The 21,883-nt window shown below is 68.7% G+C and carries 16 protein-coding genes; 8 read left to right on the top strand and 8 right to left on the bottom strand.

Going from position 1 to position 21,883, the window contains the following annotated elements:
* Positions 1 to 38: 38 nt before the first annotated feature.
* Positions 39 to 956 carry a LysR family transcriptional regulator gene (locus LPA45_RS18085; RefSeq protein ID WP_367395081.1) on the top strand — a complete coding sequence of 306 codons (918 nt, stop codon included), beginning with the start codon at positions 39 to 41 and terminating at the stop codon, positions 954 to 956.
* Between the two features lie 9 nt (positions 957 to 965).
* On the opposite strand, the gene LPA45_RS18090 is transcribed toward LPA45_RS18085, so the two are convergent.
* Positions 966 to 1,328: an AsnC family transcriptional regulator gene (locus tag LPA45_RS18090; RefSeq protein WP_367395082.1), complete on the bottom strand. Its 363-nt coding sequence runs from the start codon at positions 1,326 to 1,328 to the stop codon at positions 966 to 968.
* Between the two features lie 152 nt (positions 1,329 to 1,480).
* On the opposite strand from LPA45_RS18090, the gene LPA45_RS18095 reads away from it, so the two are divergent.
* On the top strand, positions 1,481 to 1,951 hold the full coding sequence (locus LPA45_RS18095) for an Lrp/AsnC family transcriptional regulator (RefSeq protein ID WP_116321470.1): 471 nt from the start codon (positions 1,481 to 1,483) through the stop codon (positions 1,949 to 1,951).
* A gap of 24 nt (positions 1,952 to 1,975) precedes the next feature.
* Here the strand turns inward: LPA45_RS18095 and LPA45_RS18100 are convergent, their stop codons facing one another.
* On the bottom strand, positions 1,976 to 2,506 hold the full coding sequence (locus LPA45_RS18100) for a riboflavin biosynthesis protein RibA (protein ID WP_367395083.1): 531 nt from the start codon (positions 2,504 to 2,506) through the stop codon (positions 1,976 to 1,978).
* A 247-nt stretch (positions 2,507 to 2,753) separates the two neighbouring features.
* Here LPA45_RS18100 and ribA point away from each other — a divergent pair, with 247 nt between their 5' ends.
* The 5 genes from ribA to LPA45_RS18125 all read left to right on the top strand — a co-directional run bounded on the left by ribA (position 2,754) and on the right by LPA45_RS18125 (position 11,983).
* Positions 2,754 to 3,350, top strand: a complete 597-nt coding sequence (gene ribA, locus LPA45_RS18105; protein WP_116321501.1) for a GTP cyclohydrolase II — start codon at positions 2,754 to 2,756, stop codon at positions 3,348 to 3,350.
* A gap of 517 nt (positions 3,351 to 3,867) precedes the next feature.
* Positions 3,868 to 9,756, top strand: a complete 5,889-nt coding sequence (uvrA, locus tag LPA45_RS18110; protein WP_367395084.1) for an excinuclease ABC subunit UvrA — start codon at positions 3,868 to 3,870, stop codon at positions 9,754 to 9,756.
* Positions 9,757 to 9,863: 107 nt separating this feature from the next.
* Positions 9,864 to 10,220: an endonuclease gene (locus LPA45_RS18115; protein ID WP_116321467.1), complete on the top strand. Its 357-nt coding sequence runs from the start codon at positions 9,864 to 9,866 to the stop codon at positions 10,218 to 10,220.
* Positions 10,221 to 10,325: 105 nt separating this feature from the next.
* Entirely contained in the window at positions 10,326 to 11,195 is an 870-nt protein-coding gene (locus LPA45_RS18120) for an endonuclease/exonuclease/phosphatase family protein (RefSeq protein ID WP_367395085.1), read from the top strand.
* 20 nt (positions 11,196 to 11,215) lie between these two features.
* A complete protein-coding gene (locus LPA45_RS18125) occupies positions 11,216 to 11,983 on the top strand; it encodes a BON domain-containing protein (protein ID WP_317921648.1) in 768 nt (255 codons plus the stop codon).
* Positions 11,984 to 12,058: 75 nt separating this feature from the next.
* Here the strand turns inward: LPA45_RS18125 and LPA45_RS18130 are convergent, their stop codons facing one another.
* The 3 genes from LPA45_RS18130 to LPA45_RS18140 are packed head-to-tail and all read right to left on the bottom strand — an operon-like array spanning position 12,059 to position 13,140.
* Positions 12,059 to 12,445, bottom strand: coding sequence for a hypothetical protein (locus LPA45_RS18130; RefSeq protein ID WP_116321465.1), 387 nt, complete (start codon positions 12,443 to 12,445; stop codon positions 12,059 to 12,061).
* Between the two features lie 47 nt (positions 12,446 to 12,492).
* Positions 12,493 to 12,726, bottom strand: a complete 234-nt coding sequence (locus LPA45_RS18135) for a hypothetical protein (RefSeq protein ID WP_116321464.1) — start codon at positions 12,724 to 12,726, stop codon at positions 12,493 to 12,495.
* A gap of 42 nt (positions 12,727 to 12,768) precedes the next feature.
* Positions 12,769 to 13,140 (bottom strand): BON domain-containing protein, encoded by a 372-nt coding sequence (locus LPA45_RS18140; RefSeq protein WP_317921647.1) that lies wholly within the window; start codon positions 13,138 to 13,140, stop codon positions 12,769 to 12,771.
* Between the two features lie 507 nt (positions 13,141 to 13,647).
* Here LPA45_RS18140 and LPA45_RS18145 point away from each other — a divergent pair.
* Complete coding sequence (locus LPA45_RS18145) at positions 13,648 to 14,337, top strand: malto-oligosyltrehalose synthase (RefSeq protein ID WP_317921646.1); 690 nt, start codon at positions 13,648 to 13,650, stop codon at positions 14,335 to 14,337.
* A gap of 21 nt (positions 14,338 to 14,358) precedes the next feature.
* On the opposite strand, the gene treY is transcribed toward LPA45_RS18145, so the two are convergent.
* The 3 genes from treY to LPA45_RS18160 form a co-directional block, all read right to left on the bottom strand.
* The gene (treY, locus tag LPA45_RS18150) at positions 14,359 to 17,022 is read right to left on the bottom strand and encodes a malto-oligosyltrehalose synthase (RefSeq protein WP_317921655.1); all 2,664 of its coding nucleotides are present in this window, start codon (positions 17,020 to 17,022) and stop codon (positions 14,359 to 14,361) included.
* A complete protein-coding gene (gene treZ, locus LPA45_RS18155) occupies positions 17,022 to 19,007 on the bottom strand; it encodes a malto-oligosyltrehalose trehalohydrolase (protein WP_317921645.1) in 1,986 nt (661 codons plus the stop codon). Before treZ ends, treY begins: the two co-directional genes overlap by 1 nt.
* A 256-nt stretch (positions 19,008 to 19,263) precedes the next feature.
* Positions 19,264 to 21,807, bottom strand: a complete 2,544-nt coding sequence (locus tag LPA45_RS18160; protein WP_317921644.1) for a glycogen/starch/alpha-glucan phosphorylase — start codon at positions 21,805 to 21,807, stop codon at positions 19,264 to 19,266.
* Positions 21,808 to 21,883 lie beyond the last annotated feature (76 nt).

A 21,883-nucleotide genomic window follows, 5' to 3' on the forward strand; every position in this document is an offset into this window, starting at 1 on the left:
CATACAACAAGAGGGCGGTCCCGCGCCCTGGCCTGCGCATGATCGAAGTCCGCCATTTCCGCTCGCTGGTTGCGATTGCCGAATCCGGCAAGCTCGCCACCGCGGCCGAGCGCGTGCATGTCAGCCAGTCGGCGCTGTCACACCAGATCAAGGCGATCGAGGCGCACTACGGCCTGCCGCTGTTCGACCGGACCCGGCAGGGGCTGCGTTTCACGCCGGCGGGCGAACGCCTGCTGGCACTGGCGCGGGAGGTGCTGGCCGCGGTCAGCGCGGCCGAGCGCGATATCGAACGGCTCAAGGGCGACACCCGCGGCGAACTGCGCGTGGTGCTGGAGTGCCATACCTGCTTTGACTGGCTGATGCCGGTGATGGACGAATTCCGCCGCCGTTGGCCCGAGGTGGAGGTGGACCTGGTGGCGGGCTTCCATGCCGACCCGATCTCGCTGCTCAGCGAAGGCCGCGCCGACATGGTGATCGGCTCGCAGCCGGCGGTGCGGCGCGGGCTCGACGTCGCGCCGCTGTTCCGCTTCGAGATCCTGGCGGTCATCGCCAACGAACACCGGCTGCGCAACAAGCGGCGCATCGACGCCGCCGACCTGGCCGGCGAGACGCTAATCACCTACCCGGTGCCGGAGCAGCGCATCGACCTGATCCGCGAGGTGCTGGAACCCGCCGGCATCCGGCTGCAGCGGCGCACGGCGGAACTGACGGTGGCTGTGCTGCAACTGGTGGCGAGCCGGCGCGGCGTGGCGGCATTGCCCAACTGGGGCGTGAAGAACTACGTCGACCACGACTACGTGCTGGCCAAGCGGATCGGCGCCAGGGGGCTGTGGAGCGAGCTCTATGCGACGGTTCCGGCGCCGCTGGCGCGCCGGCCTTACGTGGCGGATTTTGTCGCGATCGTGCGTGACACGTGCGCGGCGCAGCTCGACGGCATTGAACTGCTGCCGGCCTAGCGCAGGCGGCTAGGCCGGCAGCGCCAATCCGGCGTCGCTGCTCACCTGTGGGGTGGCGGCGCGCGGCGCGGCAGGTGACCCGCATTGCGCTTCGCTGTCCGGGTCGTCGACGTCCGCGCCCAGCACGGCCATGTCGATGCCGCTCTCCAGCCGGCGCAGGAACAGCCACAGCAGGCTGGCATCGGCCGCGGTCAAGGTTGCATGGAGCACCGGCTTACTCGCCGTGTGAAAGCGGGGCGAGTCGAAGCGCAACTGTTCAGGTGCCAGTCCGGTGCGGCGGGCGCTGGCAAACACCCACTCCATCGCGCCGAACGGGTCGGTGCTGTCGAGTTGCAGGGAAAGGCGCAGGGTGGGAAGGACAGTGGCTGGCATGTGGCGATTCCGGCAGATTATCTGATGAGGTTAATTTACCAGCCGGACTGCAAAATGAGCTTCTTTCTTTTCTCCAATATCCTGGGATATGAAAAAGAAACATCTGCATATGGCAGAATTCTCGGAATATTCTTTCGATAAAAAGCGTAGCCATGGTGCAACCTCCCAAGCTCGACGACACCGACCGGCGCATCCTGCGCGAACTCCGCCGCGACGGCCGGCTGTCCAATGCGAAGCTGGCCGAGCAGGTCGGCCTGTCCGCCACGCCTTGCTGGAACCGGGTGCGCGCGCTCGAGGAAGGCGGGGTCATCGAAGGCTATGCGGCGCTCCTGAACCAGAAAGCCTTGGGATTGCCGGACACGGTCCTGATCGAGGTCACCCTGGAGCGGCACGACGACGACATGCTGTACCGCTTCGGCCAGGCGCTGGCCGAGCTGCCTGAAGTGATGGAGGCCTACCTGCTGACCGGGGACTATGACTACCTGATCAAGGTCGCCGTTGCCGGGACGCAAGGCTATGAGGAGTTCCTGCGCCACAAGCTGTACAAGCTGCCCGGGCTGCGCCACAGCCGCTCGACCTTCGTGCTGCGCACGCTGAAGCGCGAGCCCTCGGTCGAACCCTGAGCCGCCAGCCGGCGCAGCAGATGGCTACGCCGTCCGCATCACTTCGGCCGTGGAGTTGCGCAGCGCGCGCATCGCATCGTCGCATTGCTGGGAGGAGGTGGGGTGGACCAGCAGCGCCCAGCGGCCGTGCTGCACAGCGTCGCGCACGGGTGTGATGACCAGTTGATGGTCGGGACGGGCGGTAGCCAGGCCGGCCAGCAGCATGCCAAGCACGATGCCAATGAAAATCGCCGCGCCGGCCGCCGGGCCCGGGTTCTGGATTACGGCATCTACCTCCTGCCGGTGCAGGATGCCGATCACCGCGAGGCCGATCACGGCGCCGAGCGCGCCCAGCATCAGGTGCGAACGCACTGCCGTGCGCACGATGCCGTCGTTGTCGGGCTCGAGCTTGCGCCCGAAGTGTGCATCGTAAGGATGCACCAGCCGGAGCTGGCCACGCTTCAGGTGCGCCTCGTAGCACACCCGCTCGGCGGCGCTGTTCGCTGCTGACTTGGTGTCGAACAGCGCGGCAATCCTGGTGCTGGCTTCTTCCCCAATCAGTGGATTCCGGGTCATGGCGAACTCCTGAAGATGTGATGCCGGATGCCCGCCAGGTTGCGGCCGGTGCCCGGCTTCCGTCTCTGTAAACAAGTCTAGAGACCATTGTGAAGCGGTTGCATAAGTCGGTCGCGCGCCCTGCTGTAGGAATATGCCGACGACCCGCAACGGTGCATTCCATGCCCGAATCAAGCGCGAACGCGCAATTCCGCTCATAATGTCGCCGGTGCCGGGCCGCCCCGTGCCCATTGAAAAGAATTCCGGTATGAATGACACAGAAATTGAGCTGATCGATTCGGCACGCCTGCCGACGCGATTTGGTGACTTCACGGCACACGCCTTCAAGGGCGCTCACTCAGGTATTGAACACCTGGCCCTCAGCGTGGGCGAGGTGGCGGGCGACGACGTCCTGATCCGCATGCACTCCGAATGCCTGACCGGAGATGTCTTCGGTTCCTGCCGCTGCGACTGCGGCCCGCAACTGGAACTGGCCATGGAAAAGATCGCGGCCGAGGGCCGCGGCATCCTGCTGTACCTGCGTGGCCACGAAGGCCGCGGCATCGGCCTGGCCGAGAAGATCCGCGCCTACCGCCTGCAGGACGGGGGGCTCGATACGGTCGACGCCAACCTGGCGCTGGGCCAGGCCATCGACGCGCGCAACTATGCCTTTGCGGCCGACCTGCTGCACCAGTGGGGCGTCACGTCGGTGCGGCTGATGAGCAATAACCCGCTCAAGGCCGCCGCGCTGGAAAAGGCCGGCATCAGGGTCAACGAGCAGCTGCGGCACATCGTGCCGTCCAATGCCGAGAACGAGAAATACCTGGCGACCAAGCGCACGCGCATGGGACACCTGCTCGACTGACGACTGCCGGCCAGGCGGCTTGCCGGGTGACTTCCCGGCTCCCCACGGGCCCGTCAGGACGAAGCGCGACGGGCTTTTTCCTCACATGATTCCTGCCGGAGTCGGCCGGCACCGCGTTTCCGGGCGCTGGCGGATACGCTGTCGCGGCAGTGGACTGCCGGGGCGGCACGATGCCTGCGCCGCGCCGGCAATCCGTTCTCCTAGCTTTCGGGGATTTCCTGGTCGGCGCCCTCACGCGGGACCACTTCGGCCGCGATGCGCTCGCCCAGATCCCGTTGTGCGACCTTCAGGTTGTAGGTCACCTGCAAATTCATCCACGAGCGCGCATCTCCCCCGAAATAGCGCGTCCCCTTTCCGAACTGTTACACTGTATGGATGTACAGTGTATGGACTACACCTTCACAGGCCTGCCCCCGGGCCCTGTGCTATGGTGGTCTGCTCCAGGCCCGCCTGGCCGATAGCCTCCCTCCGTCCACGCCTGTCCCTCCCTTAACGCATTGATCCGAAAGAAAAAATCGTGTCGAGCAAGCAGCTGATTCGCATTCGCGGCGCCCGCCAGCACAACCTCAAGGATGTCGACCTCGACCTGCGCCCCGGCGAGATGACCGTGGTCACCGGGCCGTCCGGCTCGGGCAAGTCCAGCCTGGTATTCGACACGCTCTATGCCGAGGGCCAGCGCCGCTACGTCGAGACCTTCAGCGCCTACGCGCGCCAGTTCCTGGACCGGATGGACCGCCCGCAGGTGGAGCGGGTCGACGGCGTGCCGCCGGCGATTGCCATCGACCAGACCAACCCGGTGCGCAGCTCGCGTTCGACCGTCGGCACGATGACGGAGCTGAACGACCACCTGAAGCTGCTGTATGCGCGCGCGGCGGAGCTGTTCGACAAGCAGACCGCGCAGCCGGTGCGCCACGACACGCCGGAGACGATCTACGCCGGGCTGCTGGCGCGCACGGCCGCGGGCCAGCCGCACCACGATGCACGGCTGGTGGTGACGTTCCCGGTCGAGCTGCCCGAATCCACCACCGACGAAGAGGTCCAGCAATGGCTGTCTGTCAGCGGCTACACGCGCGTGCAGGCGCAGCGCGTGGTGCAGTCGCCGACGGGCGCGCGCAAGCTGCTCGACGTGGTCGCCGATCGCTTCCGCATCGGCAATACCGAGAAAGTGCGCGTGGTGGAGGCGATCGAAGCCTCGCTCAAGCGTGGCGGCGGACGTGTCAACATCTACGTGCTGGCCGATGGCGACGACGGCCCGGTGTGGCGCTTCTCCACCGGCCTGCATAGCCCCGACAGCGACCTGCGCTACGCCGATCCGCAGCCCGCGCTGTTCTCCTTTAACTCCGCGTACGGCGCCTGCGAAACCTGCCGCGGCTTCGGCCGCGTGATCGGCGTCGACCTCGGGCTGGTGATCCCGGACGCGCGCAAGACGCTGCGCGAAGGCGCGATCAAGCCGATGCAGACCCCGGCATGGAAGGAGTGCCAGGACGACCTGATGCGCTACGCCGGCAAGGCTGGCATCCCGCGCGACACGCCCTGGGCCGACATGACCGAGGCCGAGCGCCACTGGGTCGTCCATGGCTCGCCGGACTGGAACGGTCAGTGGAACAAGCAGTGGTACGGGGTGATGCGGTTCTTCAGCTACCTGGAGTCGAAGGCCTACAAGATGCACATCCGGGTGCTGCTGTCCAAGTACCGCAGCTATACCCCGTGTGAAACCTGCGGCGGCGCGCGCCTGAAGACCGAGTCGTTGCTGTGGCGCCTGGGATCGAAGGGCAATGCCGACGCGGTACTCGCGGCCGAACGCCGTTTCCTGCCGCGCGGCGTTGACTGGGACCGATCGCAACTCGAAGCGCTGCCCGGCCTGACGGTGCACGACCTGATGCTGCTGCCGATCGAGCGCATCCGCCGCTTCTTTGACGAACTGACGCTGCCCAGCGCGATGCTGGACGATGCCCTCAAGCTGCTGCTGGCCGAAGTGCGCACGCGGCTCAAATATCTTTGCGACGTCGGCCTGGGCTACCTGACGCTGGACCGCCAGAGCCGCACGCTGTCCGGCGGCGAAGTGCAGCGCATCAACCTGACTACCGCCCTGGGCACCTCGCTGGTCAACACGCTGTTCGTGCTGGACGAGCCCAGCATCGGCCTGCACCCGCGCGACCTGAACCGCATCGTCGAGGCCATGCACCGGTTGCGCGACGCTGGCAACACGCTGGTAGTGGTCGAGCATGATCCGTCGGTGATGCTGGCCGCCGACCGCCTGATCGACATGGGCCCCGGCCCGGGTGAACGCGGCGGCAATATCATCTTCGACGGCCCGCCGTCCGATATCCGCAATGCCAACACGCTGACCGGTGCTTACCTTGGCGGCCGCCGCCGCGTGGCCGACGCCTCGCACTGGCAGCGTCGACCGGTCGATGACGAGCTGCCGCGCATCGTGCTGGAAGGCGCGACCGAGCACAACCTGCAGGACGTCACCGTCGAGATCCCGCTGCAGCGGCTGGTGTGCGTGACCGGCGTGTCGGGCTCGGGCAAGTCCACGCTGCTGCAGGATGTCTTGCATCCGGCGATGGCGCGGCATTTCGGCAAGGCGACGGAGTCGCCGGGTGCGTACCGCAAGCTGACCGGCGCGGACCTGGTCGATGACGTCGTCTTCGTCGACCAGTCGCCGATCGGCAAGACCGCGCGCTCCAACCCGGCCAGCTATGTCGGCGCGTTCGACGAGATCCGCAAGATCTTCGCCAAGGCGCCGATGGCGCTGCAGCGCAGCTACACCGCCGGCACGTTCAGCTTCAACTCCGGCGACGGGCGCTGCCCGACCTGCGGCGGTTCCGGCTTCGAGCACGTCGAGATGCAGTTCCTGAGCGACGTCTACCTGCGCTGCCCGGATTGCGACGGCACCCGCTATCGCCCCGAAGTGCTGGAGGTGAAGATCGAACGCGCCATCGCCGGGCAGCCGCCGCGCGCGCTCAGCATCGCCGACGTGCTGGAGTTGACTGTCAGCGAAGCGGCGTCCTATTTCGCCAGCGATGCCGCGGTGCTGCGGGTGCTGCAGCCCATCGTCGATGTCGGCCTCGAATACATGAAGCTGGGCCAGCCCGTGCCCACGTTGTCGGGCGGCGAGGCGCAGCGCCTGAAGCTGGCCGGCTTCCTGGCCGAAGCCGCGCAGGCCACGCCGTCGCGCACCCGCGGCAGCACGCTGCCGCGCCGTCTGTTCATGTTCGACGAACCGACCACGGGTTTGCACTTCGACGATATCGCCAAGCTGATGCTGGCCTTCGGCAAGCTGCTCGACAGCGGCCATTCGCTGATCGTGATCGAGCACAACCTCGACGTGATCCGCGCCGCGGACTGGCTGATCGACCTGGGACCCGAAGGCGGCGATGCCGGCGGCCGCGTGGTTTGCACCGGCACGCCCGAAGACGTGAAGGGCTGTGCCGCGTCGCATACCGGCCAGGCGCTGATCCACTATGACGCCGCGCTCGGCGAAGCCGGCACGCTTGCCGCTGAACGTGCCGCCGGCGCCGAAGCCGAAGGCGTGCCGCTGCAGGCGGTATTGCAGGCCCGCCGCGCGCGCCGCGAGATCGAGGGCGAGGACGTGGTGCGCATCGTCAACGCGCACGAGCACAACCTGAAGTCGCTCAACGTCGATATCCCGCACGGCAAATTCAACGTGGTCACCGGCGTGTCCGGCTCGGGCAAGTCGACGCTGGCGTTCGACATCCTGTTCCACGAAGGCCAGCGCCGCTACCTGGAATCGCTCAACGCGTATGCGCGCTCGATCGTGCAGCCGGCGGGGCGGCCCGAGGTGGATGCGGTCTACGGCATCCCGCCGACCGTCGCCATCGAGCAGCGCCTGTCGCGCGGCGGCCGCAAGAGCACGGTGGCGACCACTTCCGAGGTGTGGCACTTCCTGCGCCTGCTCTACGTCAAGCTGGGCATCCAGCACTGCGTGCATGACGGCGCGCCGGTGACGTCGCAGAGCCCGGAATCGATCGCCGCGCAGTTGCTGCGCGACCATCGCGGCCAGCACGTCGGCTTCCTGGCGCCGCTGGTGGTCAACCGCAAGGGCGTCTATACCGACCTGGCCAAATGGGCCAAGGCGCGCGGCAATACGCATCTGCGCGTCGATGGCGAGTTCCTGCCGGTCGATCCGTGGCCGCGCCTGGACCGTTTCCGCGAGCACACCATCGAGCTGCCGGTCGGCGACCTGGTCATCACGCCTGAAAACGAGCCGCAACTGCGTGCACTGCTGGCGCAGGCCCTGGAAGCGGGCAAGGGCGTGATGCACCTGCTGGCGCCGCTCGACGGGCTGGACCATGCCATGACCAACGGCGGCACCGCGCACGTGGGCGAGGTCAAGGTGTTCTCGACCAAGCGCGCCTGCCCCGAATGCGGCACCAGCTATCCCGAGCTGGACCCGCGCATGTTCTCCTACAACAGCAAGCACGGCTGGTGCGGCAGCTGCGTCGGCACCGGCCTGGCGCTGACGCGCGAGCAGCGCGCGGCGTACGACGATACCGTGCTCGCCGACGACAACCGCGGCCGCGAGCAGAGCCTGCCATCGGAAGAGCTGGAACCCGAAGGCGTGGGCGAAGCGCCGTGCCCAGACTGCCATGGCACGCGCCTGAACCCGGTGGCGCGCGCGGTCACGTTCGATACGCAGGCCATCGTCGACGTGGCGCAATGGACCGTGTCCGACACCCGCCGCTGGGTCGACGGCCTGCGCCTGACCGGCCGCGATGCCGAGATTGCACGCGACGTGGTCAGCGAAATCGGCAGCCGGCTGCAGTTCCTGGAAGAAGTGGGCCTGGGCTACCTGAGCCTGGACCGCGCCGCGCCGAGCCTGTCCGGCGGCGAGGCCCAGCGCATCCGCCTGGCGGCGCAGCTTGGCAGCAACCTGCAGGGTGTGTGCTACGTGCTGGACGAACCCACCATCGGCCTGCATCCGCGCGACAACCAGATCCTGCTCGATGCGCTGCGCAAGCTGGGCGACAAGGGCAATACGCTGGTGGTGGTCGAGCATGACGAGGACACCATCCGCCGCGCCGACCACATCATCGACATCGGCCCCGGCGCGGGCAAGCGCGGCGGCACGCTGGTGGCGCAGGGCGGCGTGGCCGACCTTGCCGCGGCGCCGACTTCCACCACCGGCCAGTTCCTGGCGCAGCCGATCATCCATCCGCTGCAGGCGCGCCGTCCCGTGAAGCCGGGCGCAGCAGGAAAGCCGGCCGATCCGTCCGAATGGCTGACCGTGCACGGCGCCTCGTTGCACAACCTGCGCCACGTGACCGCGCGCATTCCGCTGTCACGGCTGGTGGCAATCACCGGCGTGTCGGGCTCGGGCAAGTCGACACTGGCGCGCGACGTGCTGATGACGAACCTGCTCGATGCGGTGGGCCGCTCGGTGTTGTCGTCGCCGGCCACGCGCCGCGCGCGCAATGCGGCCAAGGAAGAGGCGAAGGTGAGCAAGTCGACGGCGAAGAAGCCCCTCAAGGTCGATCACGACTGGTATGGCTGCGATGCCATCACGGGCTGGGAATCGATCGACCGCGTGCTTGAAGTCGACCAGACGCCGATCGGCAAGACGCCGCGCTCATGCCCGGCCACATATATCGGCGTGTGGGACACGATCCGACGGCTCTTCGCCGATACGCTCGAGGCGCGTGCGCGCGGCTATGCCGCGTCGCGCTTTTCGTTCAACACCGGCGATGGCCGCTGTCCCGCGTGCGAAGGGCAGGGCGTGCGCACCATCGGCATGAGCTTCCTGCCGGACGTGAAGGTGCCATGCGATGTCTGCCACGGCCAGCGCTTCAATCCCGAGACGCTCGCGGTCACCTGGCGCGGCAAGAACATCGGCGACGTGCTGACCATGGAGATCGACGAAGCAGTGGAATTTTTTGCATCGATGTCCAATATTGCGCACCCGCTGCAGCTGATGAAGGACGTGGGGCTGGGGTACCTGACGCTGGGCCAGCCGTCGCCGACGCTGTCAGGCGGCGAGGCGCAGCGCATCAAGCTGGTCACCGAACTGAGCAAGGTGCGCGACGACGTCACGCGCCGCGGCCAGAAGGCGCCGCATACGCTGTATGTGCTGGACGAGCCTACCGTTGGCCTGCACATGGCCGACGTGGCGCGGCTGATCCGCGTGCTGCACCGCCTCACCGACGGCGGCCACAGCGTGGTGGTGATCGAGCATGACCTCGACGTGATCGCCGAGGCCGACTGGATCATCGACCTGGGGCCGGAAGGCGGTGCGGGCGGTGGCACCATCGTCGGCGCGGCCGATCCGGAGTCGCTGGCGCGGATCCAGGCCAGCCATACCGGCGCGGCGCTGGTGCCGGTGCTGGCGCGCGGCAAGGCCGGCACGCCGCAGGCAGGCGCGCGGGACAGGGTCAGCATGGCCTGAGCCTCACGTCGCGAGCGCGGGGCGCAGCCTGGACCATAAGGTACAGGCACGCCTTTCGCTTGCTCATGGTTACTGGCGCGCACATCGCGTCCTGAACGGAGGTAACCATGAAGCATATCCGACCCAGCCGACTCCTCGCCGCCGTCGCCCTCGCCGCCGCTGCGATTCCCGCCATGGCGCAGATGACGCCTGGCACGCCGCGCGGCACCTATGACCCATATTCGCAGGGCGCACGCAGCACCGACAAGTTCGACCCGTACACGCAGGGCGCCAACACTGCTACACGGCAGGACCTCGCGCCGGCGCCCGAAGCCCAGCCTTCTACCGTGCCGGCGCAGCCCGGCATGACCACCCCGCCCATTCAGCGCACGCCTGACCCGTATATGGACAGCGGCACCCGCTGGGTCAGCCCGGACCTCGGCCGACGTCTTGGCCCGCGCAGCCAGTTCCTGGACGGTGCCTGATCCCGAGCGCCTGACAGGGCAATTCTCGCAATGGCCGCCTGGCCCGCGCGCGGCGTCCTGCCGCCGCGCTGGCCACGGCCTTTCCACCCGGCAGGGCGCGGCAAAATGCGAATGCAACCGGACTTACCGCCTCTTGTAAATCCTGCGCAAGCGGCCGACGGCCAGTGCAGCGTGCCGGATGCCAGCCAGGCACTCCATTGCGGCCCCGTGCGCACCGCGGGGCTCGCGCGCATGACGGTGGCCAGCTACAACATCCATCGCGCAGTCGGTACCGACCGCCGCTACCGTCCCGACCGGATCGCCGCGGTGCTCGAAGAACTCAGCGCGGATATCGTCGCGCTGCAGGAAGTCGAGTCGGGCAGCAGCAATGACCACACGCTTGAATACCTGGCGGGGCACACCGGCATGCATGTGGTGTCGGGTTTTACCCGCGTGCGCGGCAACGCGGACTTCGGCAATGCCCTGCTGACGCGCTTCGCGCCGCAGGCGGTCAACCAGATCGACCTCACGGTGAAAGGTTGCGAGGCACGTGGCGCGATCGACGTCACGCTGGCCTGTACCGCGTCGGGGCACATCAGCGCGTTGCGCGTTATCGCCACGCACCTGGGGCTGCGCCCCGGCGAGCGGCGTCACCAGGTGCAGCAACTGCTCAATTACATCGCCGCGGCGCCGCCGTTGCCCACCATCCTGCTGGGCGATGTCAACGAGTGGTTCTTGTGGGGACGTCCGCTGCGCTGGCTGCACGCGTATTTCGAACACACTCCCCACACCGCCACGTTCCCCTCGCGCATGCCGGTTTTTGCGCTGGACCGGATCTGGGTATCGCCGCGCGCGCATCTGGTCTCGGTGGCCAGCCATCGCTCGCCGCTGGCGCGGGTCGCCTCCGACCACCTGCCGCTGCTGGCCTGCTTCGAGGTGCCGATGGCGGAAGCGCCGCCGGCCGCCGCGGGCGCGGAGATCCGTACTGAGGCATAGGGACACATAGGAGCACGACGATGAGACATAGCGACGACAACTACCTGCGCAGGCGCCCCGACCAGCAGTACGGCAGCAATGACCAGGGCTACAGCGGCATCCCCGCCCAGTCGCGCAACCGGCGCCAGCGAGAACTGAGCGGCGGCCGCTACGGCAATACCGCCGAGCGTCTGCCACGCGACCAGGCCGAGGACGTGGCACGCGGCGACGAAGGCTGGTATGGGCGTCACGTCGAGGAATGGCGCCGTCCGGCCGACCCGCGCCATAGCGCCGGCGGCCGTGGCGATCCGCGTTATGAAGACGAGTGGTCGCGGAGCAGTGCGGCGGGTGCGAGCCGCGGTCGCGATGAACGTGGTGGCGGCTATGGCGGCTATCGCGGCCATGGCGGCTACGGCGAGCCTGAGCGCTACGGCTACGGGCGCTGGCAAGACGAGCGCCTTGAGCGCGAGGCCCGCGGCTATGGTGGCGATGGCGGCTACGGCGGCTATGGCGGCAGTGACGACGAGTGGGACGCGCCCGCGCAGCGGCGTCCCGCCGGTCCGCGCAATTACCGTCGTGAGGACGACCGCATCCACGATGAGGTCTGCAACCGGCTGGCGCGGGATGACGAACTCGATGTCAGCGATGTCGAAGTCCGCGTGCAGGAGGGCGTGGTGACGCTGGAAGGCAAGGTCAACGACCGTCACACCAAGTACGACATCGAGGACATTGCAGAGCGCGTGTTCGGCGTGCAGGACGTGATCAACCACATCCGCGTGCAGCGCTACGGGTTGCTTGCTTCGGAGTGAGGGTGAGGGAACGAGAAGGGCGGCGGCGCAGCGAACCTGCGCCGCCGCCCTTTTTCCCTGCCGGCTTGTCAGATGTCAGGGCTCGCGGCGGGGCAGGTTGGGCGGGTGCTCGTCGCGGTCGTCGGTACGGTCGGCCTTGTCGACCGGCACCTCGGCCGGCAGCCCCTCGGCGGCGCGCACCACTTCATCGGCGATCTCTTCTTCCGGAATTTCGTCTTCCGGCGGCATGTGCGATTCTTCGTCGCGCTGCTCGAGTTCGCTCTCGATATCGTTGGTCTCCTGGTCCAGATCCGGATCCAGGGTGCTGGGGATATTGCCGGCCTGGGCCCGCGCGGCGCCCGTTGCGGTCTTGTCACGCGGGCGGCCGCCTCCGGCCGAAGCTTGCGCGCTGTCCCGTCGCGTGCCGCTGGTGCTGCCGACACGGTCCCCGTGGCGGGCGCCGGTACGTACGGTCTTGCTCATGGTCTCTCCTGTGCGGTGCGGTGTGGCATGGTGGCGCGATGCAGCGGTCAGGTGTTTTCCACCGGCGGCTCGCTTTCCTCCGGGTTGCCGCCGCGGCGCTTCACCGAAGGCGGCTCGCCGTTCTCGTCGGGAATATCGTGCTCGCGCTCGACGTCGTGGCGGCGGTCGCGTCCCGGCTTGCCGCGCTCGTGTTCGATGTCGGGCCCGCCCTTGTGCGGGTCGGGCCGCGGCTCGCTGTGGCGCCGCGTGGTGTCATGGTCGGGCTGGCGATGGGTGCTCATGGTGTCTCCAGGCTAGATTCGAGCGGTCTTCAATCCGGGTTTTCAATCGGTACCGGCGCGCAGTTCATCGGATACCGCGGTCACGCCGCGTACCGAACGGGCCAGTTCCATGGCCATGGCGCGCTGCTTGTCGTCGCGTACCGAGCCTTCGAGCTTGACCACGCCGTCGGTGGTCGACACGCGGATCTTCGCCGGGGCGAGCGTGCGGGCGTTAGCCAGCCGTGCCTGGACTTCGGACGTGATGGTGCGGTCGCTGGTAATTTCGGTGTCGCGCGGCGCGGCGGTGCGCCCGGTTGAGGATGGCGCGGCTGGCGCATCGGTGGGTGCCGCCGGCACCGCCGGGGCGACTGCCATGGCGAATACCGCCAGCGGCAGCGCCAGATGGCGAATGCGGGAGCGGAAACGAGTTGTCATGGCGGTCCTCCTGTACGGTGCGCCGGCGTCAATGACGGGGTCAAGGACGCGACGGCGGCTACTACGCAAGCGGCGGGCTGATGCAACCCTGCCCGCACCTGCTACCAACCTGCAAGCTCCGTTCCCGGGGGGCGAAAGGAGGTTGTGCGGCTTGCGCCGCAGCGTAGCGCCCGCCAGGGTGGTGCTTCCGCAATGAGGCGCGCCGTAGTTTTTACAGTAGCTGCAGAAAGTGCATGCGCCATGCAGCCAGGCCAGATCGTGCCGTGGACGCCGCCCGCACCGGGACGCACCGCGCCCCGTGGCGCGCCGCTTGCGTACCGTCGTGTGCTTGCGTGCCGTCCTGTCTATAGTGAAGCAATGCTGGCCACAACTGGCGTTCGGCATTGTGCCGCCGAGCACAACCCGCCACGCCGGCCCCACGCCGCGGCGGCTCCGTGTGCCGCGCGCTGACGGGGCTATCAGCGCAGCCGGCCGGGGGGAGCGGCACATCCTGTTGCGAGGGTAGAAATGAATTTCGCCAGCATCCTGTCCACCGTCATCCTGGCCTCTTCGGTGTCGGTTTCCTCAGCGCCGGTCGAACGCCAGTTGCTCGCGATCACTCCGCTGGATTTTGCCCAGCGCTTTAATACGGTCGCGCAGGACACAGGCTCCGGGTTGACGCTGCCCAGTTTCAAGATCAAGCCCGGCTGGCACCGCGCCGCGCCCAGTTCCGGCGTCTCGGTGCTGGTGCGTGCCAGCCGTTCCGGCTATGCGCTCGATGAAGTGGTGGTGGTCTGCCGCGAAGTCGAGCGCTGCTTTCTGACCATCTGCACGGCGGCGCTTGCCATCGACGACAGCGTCAACCCGCTGCTGCTGCAGCGCTTTATCGTGGCGCGCATTGCCACCGAACTGGGCGAAGTGGGGCTGGTGATGTCCGGCCTTGCCTATATCGTGGTGACGCCGAAGGAAGACGACTACGTCGCCGTCGTGATCCGGCCCTACCTGCCGCAGGACCGCAGCGCCTCGCCCAGCCAGGCGCAGCGCGAGCCGCCCGCCGAGGCACAGCCATTCCATCACGGCCAGGCGGTGCCGCCGCACGACCCGCACGGGTTGCATGGTCCGCATGGACCGCATGGGCCCTATGCGCCCAGGGTCCCGCGCCCGCCGCTGACCCCGATCGCATCGCAAGCCCCGATCCCGCACATGCCGCCCTTGTGACATACACCTGTGACGCGCTTTTCAGGGCTCGCGCAGCAGCAGTGCCACCGGCAGCCCGCCCAGCACATCGCGCAGGCGCAGGCGGCCAGCGGGCGCATCGAGCGGATGTCCCGTCAGCGCGTCGATCCAGCGGCCCGGCTGTGGCGCGCCAAGGTTCAGCGTGGTGTCGCCCCAGTACGCCGGCGGAATGCGCGGCACGGCCGGGTCGACCCGGGACGCCGACAGCCGCGTGACCACGGTGACGGCCTGGCGCGACGCAGTGCTGCGCGCAAACGCGAGTACCTGCGGCGCCAGCGCGCCCTGGGCAGCCAGCATGCTGTACTGGCCGTCGGCAAACAGCCCGGGGTCGGCGTCGCGCGCCGCAAGCACATGGCGCACCAGTTGCTGCTTGAGCCGGCCGTCGCGCCAGTGCGCCAGCCAGTGTGCCCAGCCCGCGCCGCACGCCAGCCGTGACTGCAGCCGGTTGAAGTCCGGCGCGCACCGGTTGTCCGGATCCACCAGGCTGAGGTCCCAGCCTTCGGTGCCCTGGTAACGGTCCGGGATGCCGGGCGCGGTCAGTTGCACCAGCACCTGCGCCAGGCTATTCACCGCGCCGGCAGTGGCAATCCGCTGCGCAAAGCTGCCGATATGGGCCAGCACGCCCTGCGGCCACGCCGCCGCGATCCCGCGCAGGAAGGCCTCGCATGCCCCTTCGTACTCGGCATCGGGGCAGGTCCAGTTGCCATGGCGCTTGGCTTCGCGGATGGCCTTGACCTGCCACGCTGAAATCCGCGCCAGCAGGGCTTCAGGTACCGGCGCCGCTTCGCCGGCATGCTCCATCGGCCATGCCCCGATCAGCGCCTGGTACAGCATCAGCCGGCTGGCCGGGTCGGGCGCGCGCGGCAGCGTGGCGAGCAGTGACGCGCAGTCGCGCTCCCACGCGGCGACCGCGTCGGCGAAAGTGCCCGGCAGCTCGCTCAGCACGGCCAGCCGCATGCGTGCGTCCTCGCCCCGCTTGTGGTCATGCGTGGCAGTGGCCAGCATCGCATGCGGGCCGGCCAGCCGGCGCGCCGCCATGCGGGCGTGGAATTGCGCCGGCGGCGTGGCCAGCTGCGCCGGGTCGCTGCCCACCTCGTTGCGCGACAGCAGCCGGCCGTAGCGGTAGAAGGCGGTGTCCTCGCCGGCCTTGGCCGCCAGCGCCGGCATTAGCTGCTGCAGGCGGCGGCGCAGCACGCCAGTATCGCTGTCCGGCGCGGCCTGCGTGCGCAGGCAGCCGGCGATGAATGCCAGCGCCACGGCCTCGTCCGGTGCCAGGCCGCCGCGCGCGGACAGCAGGGCCTGGTCGACCATGGCGTCATCGGCATGCGCGGCGCCGGCGTCGCGCGCCGTCGGCTGCGCGTCGTAGTAGCTGCGGTAGACCGGCACTGCGGCCATCAGCGCCATCAGTGCTTGCCGCAGCGCCGCCGGCGTGAGGTCGCGGGTGCCGGGCTCCTGTTGCGCGCAGGCGTGCAGGCGGGCCGTCACGCCTTCGCATTCGGTGACGAGGTGCCGCTGCAGCACCAGGCAGCGGGCCTCGCGCACATAATCGGTGTACGGGCGCGCGTCGCCGCTGGTCATGGCCCACAGCGCAGTGAGCGCCGCTTCGCCGGCCTCGTCGTGCAGCACCGCGGCCACTTCATCCATGAAGTCGTAGCCGGTGGTGCCGTCGACCTGCCAGTCCGGCGGCAGCCGTTCGCCGCCGCCGAGGATTTTCTCGACCACCAGCCACGGGCGCTGCAGCCGCAGCAGCGGCGGGCGCGCGGCGGCATGCCGGTCGAGTCCGTCGCGCAGGCGGCGGCAGTAGCCGGCAGGATCGGCCAGCCCGTCGACATGGTCCACGCGCACGCCGTCGATCCAGCCCTCGCTCAGCAGCCTGAAGACCAGCGCATGGACCGCGTCAAAGACCTGCGGGTCTTCTTCGCACACGCCGACCAGGTCGCTGATCTCGAAGAAGCGGCGCCAGTTCAGCGCGGCGGCAGCGGTGCGCCACCAGGCCAGCCGGTAGTGCTGGCGTTCCGCCAGCGCGTGCAGGCGGCTGCGACCGGAGGCCTGCGTGGTGTCGTACCAGCCGGGGTCGGTGGTGGCCTCGGCATCGGCGCTGCCGGGCGCCAGCGGCAGCACGTGGTCGAAGTAGCGCAAATGGGCCGGCTGTCCGCCGCTGGCGGGCACCCACTGCAGCTCGCCCGCGACTACCGCGTCCCAGTACGACTGCCCCAGGATTGGCAGCAGGACCTTGCCATGCAGCGCCGGGTCGCGCGGCGTCCAGTCGATGTCGAAGCAGCCGGCATGGGGGCTGGCGCGCCCGTGCGCCAGCACATCGCGCCACCAGCCGTTGTGGGTGCAGTCCGCCGCCATGTGGTTGGGGACGATATCGAGGATCAGCCCGAGGCCGGCGCTGCGCGCGCGCGCGGCGAGCGCCTTCAGGCCGGCCTCGCCGCCCAGTTCCTCGCGCACGCGGGTGAAGTCGGTGACGTCGTAGCCGTGCGAGGAGCCCGGCCGTGCCTCGCAGACCGGTGACAGGTACAGGTGGCTGACCCCCAGCGCGGCGTAGTAGTCGACCACGCCGGCGGCATCGGCGAAGGTGAAGCCAGGGTGCAGCTGCAACCGGGCGGTGGCGCGCGGCAAGCCGCGCGCGGCTGCCGGCGCGGTGCCTGCCGTGGCCGGCATTACCTGGCGCGCGCCGCGGCGGGCTCGCACAACGTGGCGACGCAGGCCAGCGGCGGCAGCATGCCGGCGGACAGTTCCGCGGCAGCGCCCGGTGCGCTCTCATGCAGCGCCGCGCGCTGGTCGTGACAGGGTTGCATGGCGGGCACCGCTTCGTCGCCGAGGTTCAGCCACAGGCTCAGCTCCATGCCGTCCATCAGGTGCCAGCGCGCGCAAAGCGCCGCGCGGCCCAGGATGTCGACACCGGCAGACTGGCAGCCCGGCAGCCGGTGCAACAGCTCGCGTCGCCGGATCGACAGCAGCTCGCGGTAGTACGGGGCCCAGTCAGCGTCGTCCTCCAGCGCAGGCCGCGACGCGTCGAACGTAGCCAGGTCGTTGGGATCGGGGATGGCGGCGGCGCGCGCATCGTCGCCGAAGGCCGCGCTGGCGGCGAATTCGCGGCGGCGGCCTTCGCGCACGGCCTCGGCCAGTTCCGGCGGATGGCTGGTGAAGTAGAGGAACGGCTGCCGCGAGCCGGTCTCTTCGCCCATGAACACCAACGGCACCTGCGGGCACAGCAGCTGCAGCGCCACGGCGGCACGCAGCGCGCGCGGGTCGGCCAGGCTGGCCAGCCGTTCGCCGAGCGCGCGGTTGCCGGCCTGGTCGTGGTTCTGCAGGAAGCTGACAAAGGCCGTGGGCGGCAGGTGCGCGCTGGGCTGGCCGCGGCACACGGCGGCGGCCGCGCCGGCGGAACGGTGCCGCGAGGGCTCGCCCTGGTAGGCAAAGCCTTCGGCCAGCACGCGCGCGAGGTGGCGCAGCGCAGGCTGGCCACGCTCGGCGGCAGCGGGAGCAACGCCGGCGGGGCCGGCATAGTCGCGATAGTAGCCGTCGTCCTCGCCCGTCAGCAGCACATGCAGCGCGTGGTGGGCGTCATCGTTCCATTGCGCATCGAAGCCCTGCGCCAGCAGCGCGGCGTCGTTGTTGTCGTTCTCCAGCACCAGGTGCACGTGGCGATCACCGCCAGTGCCGCGAGCGCTATCGGCCAGCGCCGTACGCAGTTCGCCGGGCAGCGCCGCAAGCCAGCCTTCGTCCTCGATGGCGTGGACTGCGTCGAGCCGCAGCCCGTCGAAGCGGAACTGTTCCAGCCAGTAGCGCGCGTTCTCGGTGAAGAAGCGCCGGACCTGCGGGCGCCGGAAATCGATGGCCGGGCCCCATGGGGTCTGCCGGTCGGTGCGGAAGAAGGCGCTGGCGTAGCGGTGCAGGTAGTTGCCCTCGGGCCCGAAGTGGTTGTAGACCACGTCCAGCAGCACCATCAGGCCGAGCGCGTGCGCACGGTCGACCAGCGCGCGCAACTCGTCAGGGGTGCCGTAGCTGGACTCCGGCGCGAACGGCAGCACGCCGTCGTAGCCCCAGTTGCGTGCGCCGGGAAACTCGGCCACCGGCATCAGCTCGATGGCGGTGAAGCCCAGCGCGGCCAGCCGCGGCAGTTGCTGCGCGGCGCCCGCAAAGCCGCCGCACAGGCCGACATGCATTTCATAGACGATGGCCTCATGCCAGGGCCGGCCGCGCCAGTCGGGGCATGTCCACGCGTACGAGGCACTAGCGTCGCGCGCCGGCACGATGCTCGGCCCGTGCACGTCGTCGGCCTGCCAGCGCGAGGCCGGGTCGGGCACGGTGGTGCCGTCGTCGAGCCGGAACCAGTAGCGCGCGCCTTCGCAGCACGGCACGATCGCCTCGAACCAGCCGTTGGGCCCCGCCGCCATATGGACGGGTCCCAGGCCCGCGATTTCCAGCCGCACGGCGTGGCCTTGCTCGGCCGCGTCAGGCGCCCACAGGCGGAAGCGCACGCGCCCGTCAGGCAGCCAGGCCGGCCCGAACAGGTAGTCCTGCGCGTGTTCGTCGTTGGAGGAAAAGGCCCGTGAAGAGGGCGCGGCAAAGCAGTCGAGCGGGGCCAGGTTTGGCAGGGTGGACCTGGCACCCGGGGCGACTAGAATCGGGTTCGCATTCAAATTCGGCTCCTGCCAACGGTTGGCGTCTGGGTCTGGGTCTGGATCTGGATCTGGGGACCTTGAGGTAGGCATTGCGGCGGCTCTTGCGCAATGCGAACTCCATGCCAGCAGAACAGCGCATTGCGGCGCGGCGCGCGGGCAGGAGCGGGCCGTGCCGACAGTTTTGTTACATGGGCGATTGTAGAAAGTACCGGGGTTCATTCAGCGTCCCGCGCATGCGATACCGCACACTTCGCGCGTGCGCGCATGAAGGCATCTATGCCGCGCGCGGCCCCCGGGCGCCGGGATCTACCTGCCACGGGGCGCCGCTGGCACGGTGCAGCAGCCGCACCGGCACCGGCTCGACGTTCCAGATGCGCTCGCAGTATTCACGGATGGCGCGGTCGGACGAAAAGCGGCCGGAACGCGCGCACGACAGGATCGACATGCGTTGCCAGCGATCCTGGTCGGCATAGGCGTCGGAGACGATCTGCTGGCATTCGATATAGGAAGCGAAGTCCGCCAGCAGCAGGTAGGGGTCGTGCCCCGCCTGCGGGTTGCACAGCGGCCGGAACAGCGCCGGATCGCCGCGCGAGAAGAAGCCCTGCTGGACCAGGTCGATCACAGCGCGCAACTGCGGATTGCTGTGGTAGTAGGCCGCCGGGTCGTAGCCGCTCGCGCGCAGGGCATAGACCTCGGACGCGGTCAGGCCGAACGGGAAGAAGTTGTCGTTGCCGACGGCCTCGCGCAGCTCGATATTGGCGCCGTCCATGGTGCCGATGTTGAGCGCGCCGTTCATCGCGAACTTCATGTTGCCGGTGCCGGAGGCCTCCTTGCCCGCCAGCGAGATCTGCTCGGACAGGTCGGCCGCCGGGTAGATGCGCTGGCCGTAGGTGACGTTGAAGTTGGGCAGGAACACCACCTTGAGCCGGTCGCGCACCTGCGGGTCGCGGTTGATCACTTCGGCGACCGAGGTGATGAAGCGGATCATCAGCTTGGCGTATTCGTAACCCGGCGCGGCCTTGCCGCCGAACAGGAAGGTGCGCGGGGGGATCTCCGCGTTCGCGTCGGACTTGATGCGGTGGTACAGCGCGATCACGTGCAGCACCGCGAGGTGCTGGCGCTTGTATTCGTGGATGCGCTTGACCATCACGTCGAACATCGACGACGGATCCACCACCACGCCGGTGGTGTCGCGGATCAGCTGCGCCAGGTCTTCCTTGTTGGCGCGCCGCATCGCCTGCCATCCCTTGCGGAAGCCGGCATCGTCTGCATAGGGCTCGAGCACGCGGATGCGCTCCAGGTCGGAGATCCAGCCATCGCCGATCGCATCGGTCACCAGCCGCGTCAGCCTCGGGTTGGACAGCGCCAGCCAGCGTCGCGGCGTGACGCCGTTGGTGATGCTGGTGAATTTCTCCGGCCACATCGCGTAGAAGTCCTTGAGCACGTCCTCGCGCATCAGCCGCGAGTGCAGCTCGGCCACGCCATTGATGGCGTGGCTGCCCACGCACGCCAGGTTGGCCATGCGCACATGGCGCTCGCCCTGCTCGTCGATCAGCGACAGCCGCGACAGCCGCGATTCGTCGCCGAAGAAACGGATGCGAACCTCGTCCAGGAAGCGCGCGTTGATCTCCAGGATGATTTCCAGGTGCCGTGGCAGCACACGGCGGAACAACTGCAGCGGCCAGCGCTCCAGCGCCTCGGGCAGCAGCGTGTGATTGGTGTAGGCGAAGGCGCGCTGGGTGATGTCCCAGGCCTCGTTCCATGACAGGTCGTTCTCGTCGACCAGCAGCCGCATCAGTTCGGCGATACCTACCGCCGGGTGCGTGTCGTTCAGCTGCACCGCGAACTTCTCGTGGAAGCGCGTCACCGGGATGCCATCGACGGCCAGCAGCCGCAACATGTCCTGCAGCGAACAGGCGACGAAGAAGTACTGCTGCTCCAGCCGCAGCTCCTTGCCCTGCGCGGTCTCGTCGTTGGGGTAGAGCACCTTGGTCAGGTTCTCCGACGTCACCTTCTTGCTCACCGCGCCGAGGTAGTCGCCGCGGTTGAAGGTATGGAAGTCGAAGGCCTCGGTGGCATCGGCGCGCCACAGCCGCAGCGTGTTCACGGTATTGACGCGGTAGCCCAGGATCGGCGAGTCGAAGGGCACGCCGGCCACGGTCTTGGCCGGCACCCAGCGCACGCGGTAGTGGCCACGGTCGTCGGTGTAGTGCTCGGTGTGGCCGCCGAGGCGCACCTGTACCGCCCATTCGGAGCGCTGGATCTCCCACGGGTTGCCGTTGCGCAGCCAGGTATCGGTCTTCTCCACCTGCATGCCGTCCATGATGGTCTGCTGGAAGATGCCGTATTCGTAACGGATGCCGTAGCCCAGCGCCGGGATCTCCAGCGTCGCCAGCGAATCCATGAAGCACGCCGCCAGCCGGCCCAGGCCGCCGTTGCCTAGCCCCGGCTCGACTTCCTGCTCCAGGATGCGGTCGAGATCCAGCCCGGCCGCCGCCATGGCCTCGCGCACTTCATCGAAGATGCCGAGGTTGATCAGGTTGTTGCCCAGGTGCGGGCCCATCAGGAATTCGGCCGACAGGTAGGCGACGGTGCGCGAAGGCTGGCCCAGGTAGGCTTCGGCGGTGCTGATCCAGCGCTGCACCAACCGGTCGCGCACGGTGTGCGCCGCCGCCTGGTAGAGGTCGTTCTGGCTGGCGTGCCCGGGCAGCTTGCCCTGGGTATGGAACACGTGGTCCAGGAACGCGCGCCGCAGGCTGGCGCCGGACAGGGCGGTACGGGTGTCGTCGGCGTGCTCGGGCCGGATCACTTCCTTCATGGCGGGACCTCCTGCGCATGCTGGTGGGTCAAGCTTAGCGGATGGGAGAGCAGTGCGCGCCCGGATCGCGGCGCGG

It is taken from the genome of Cupriavidus sp. Agwp_2 (assembly GCF_040784895.1).
In the GTDB taxonomy this organism is placed as follows: domain Bacteria; phylum Pseudomonadota; class Gammaproteobacteria; order Burkholderiales; family Burkholderiaceae; genus Cupriavidus.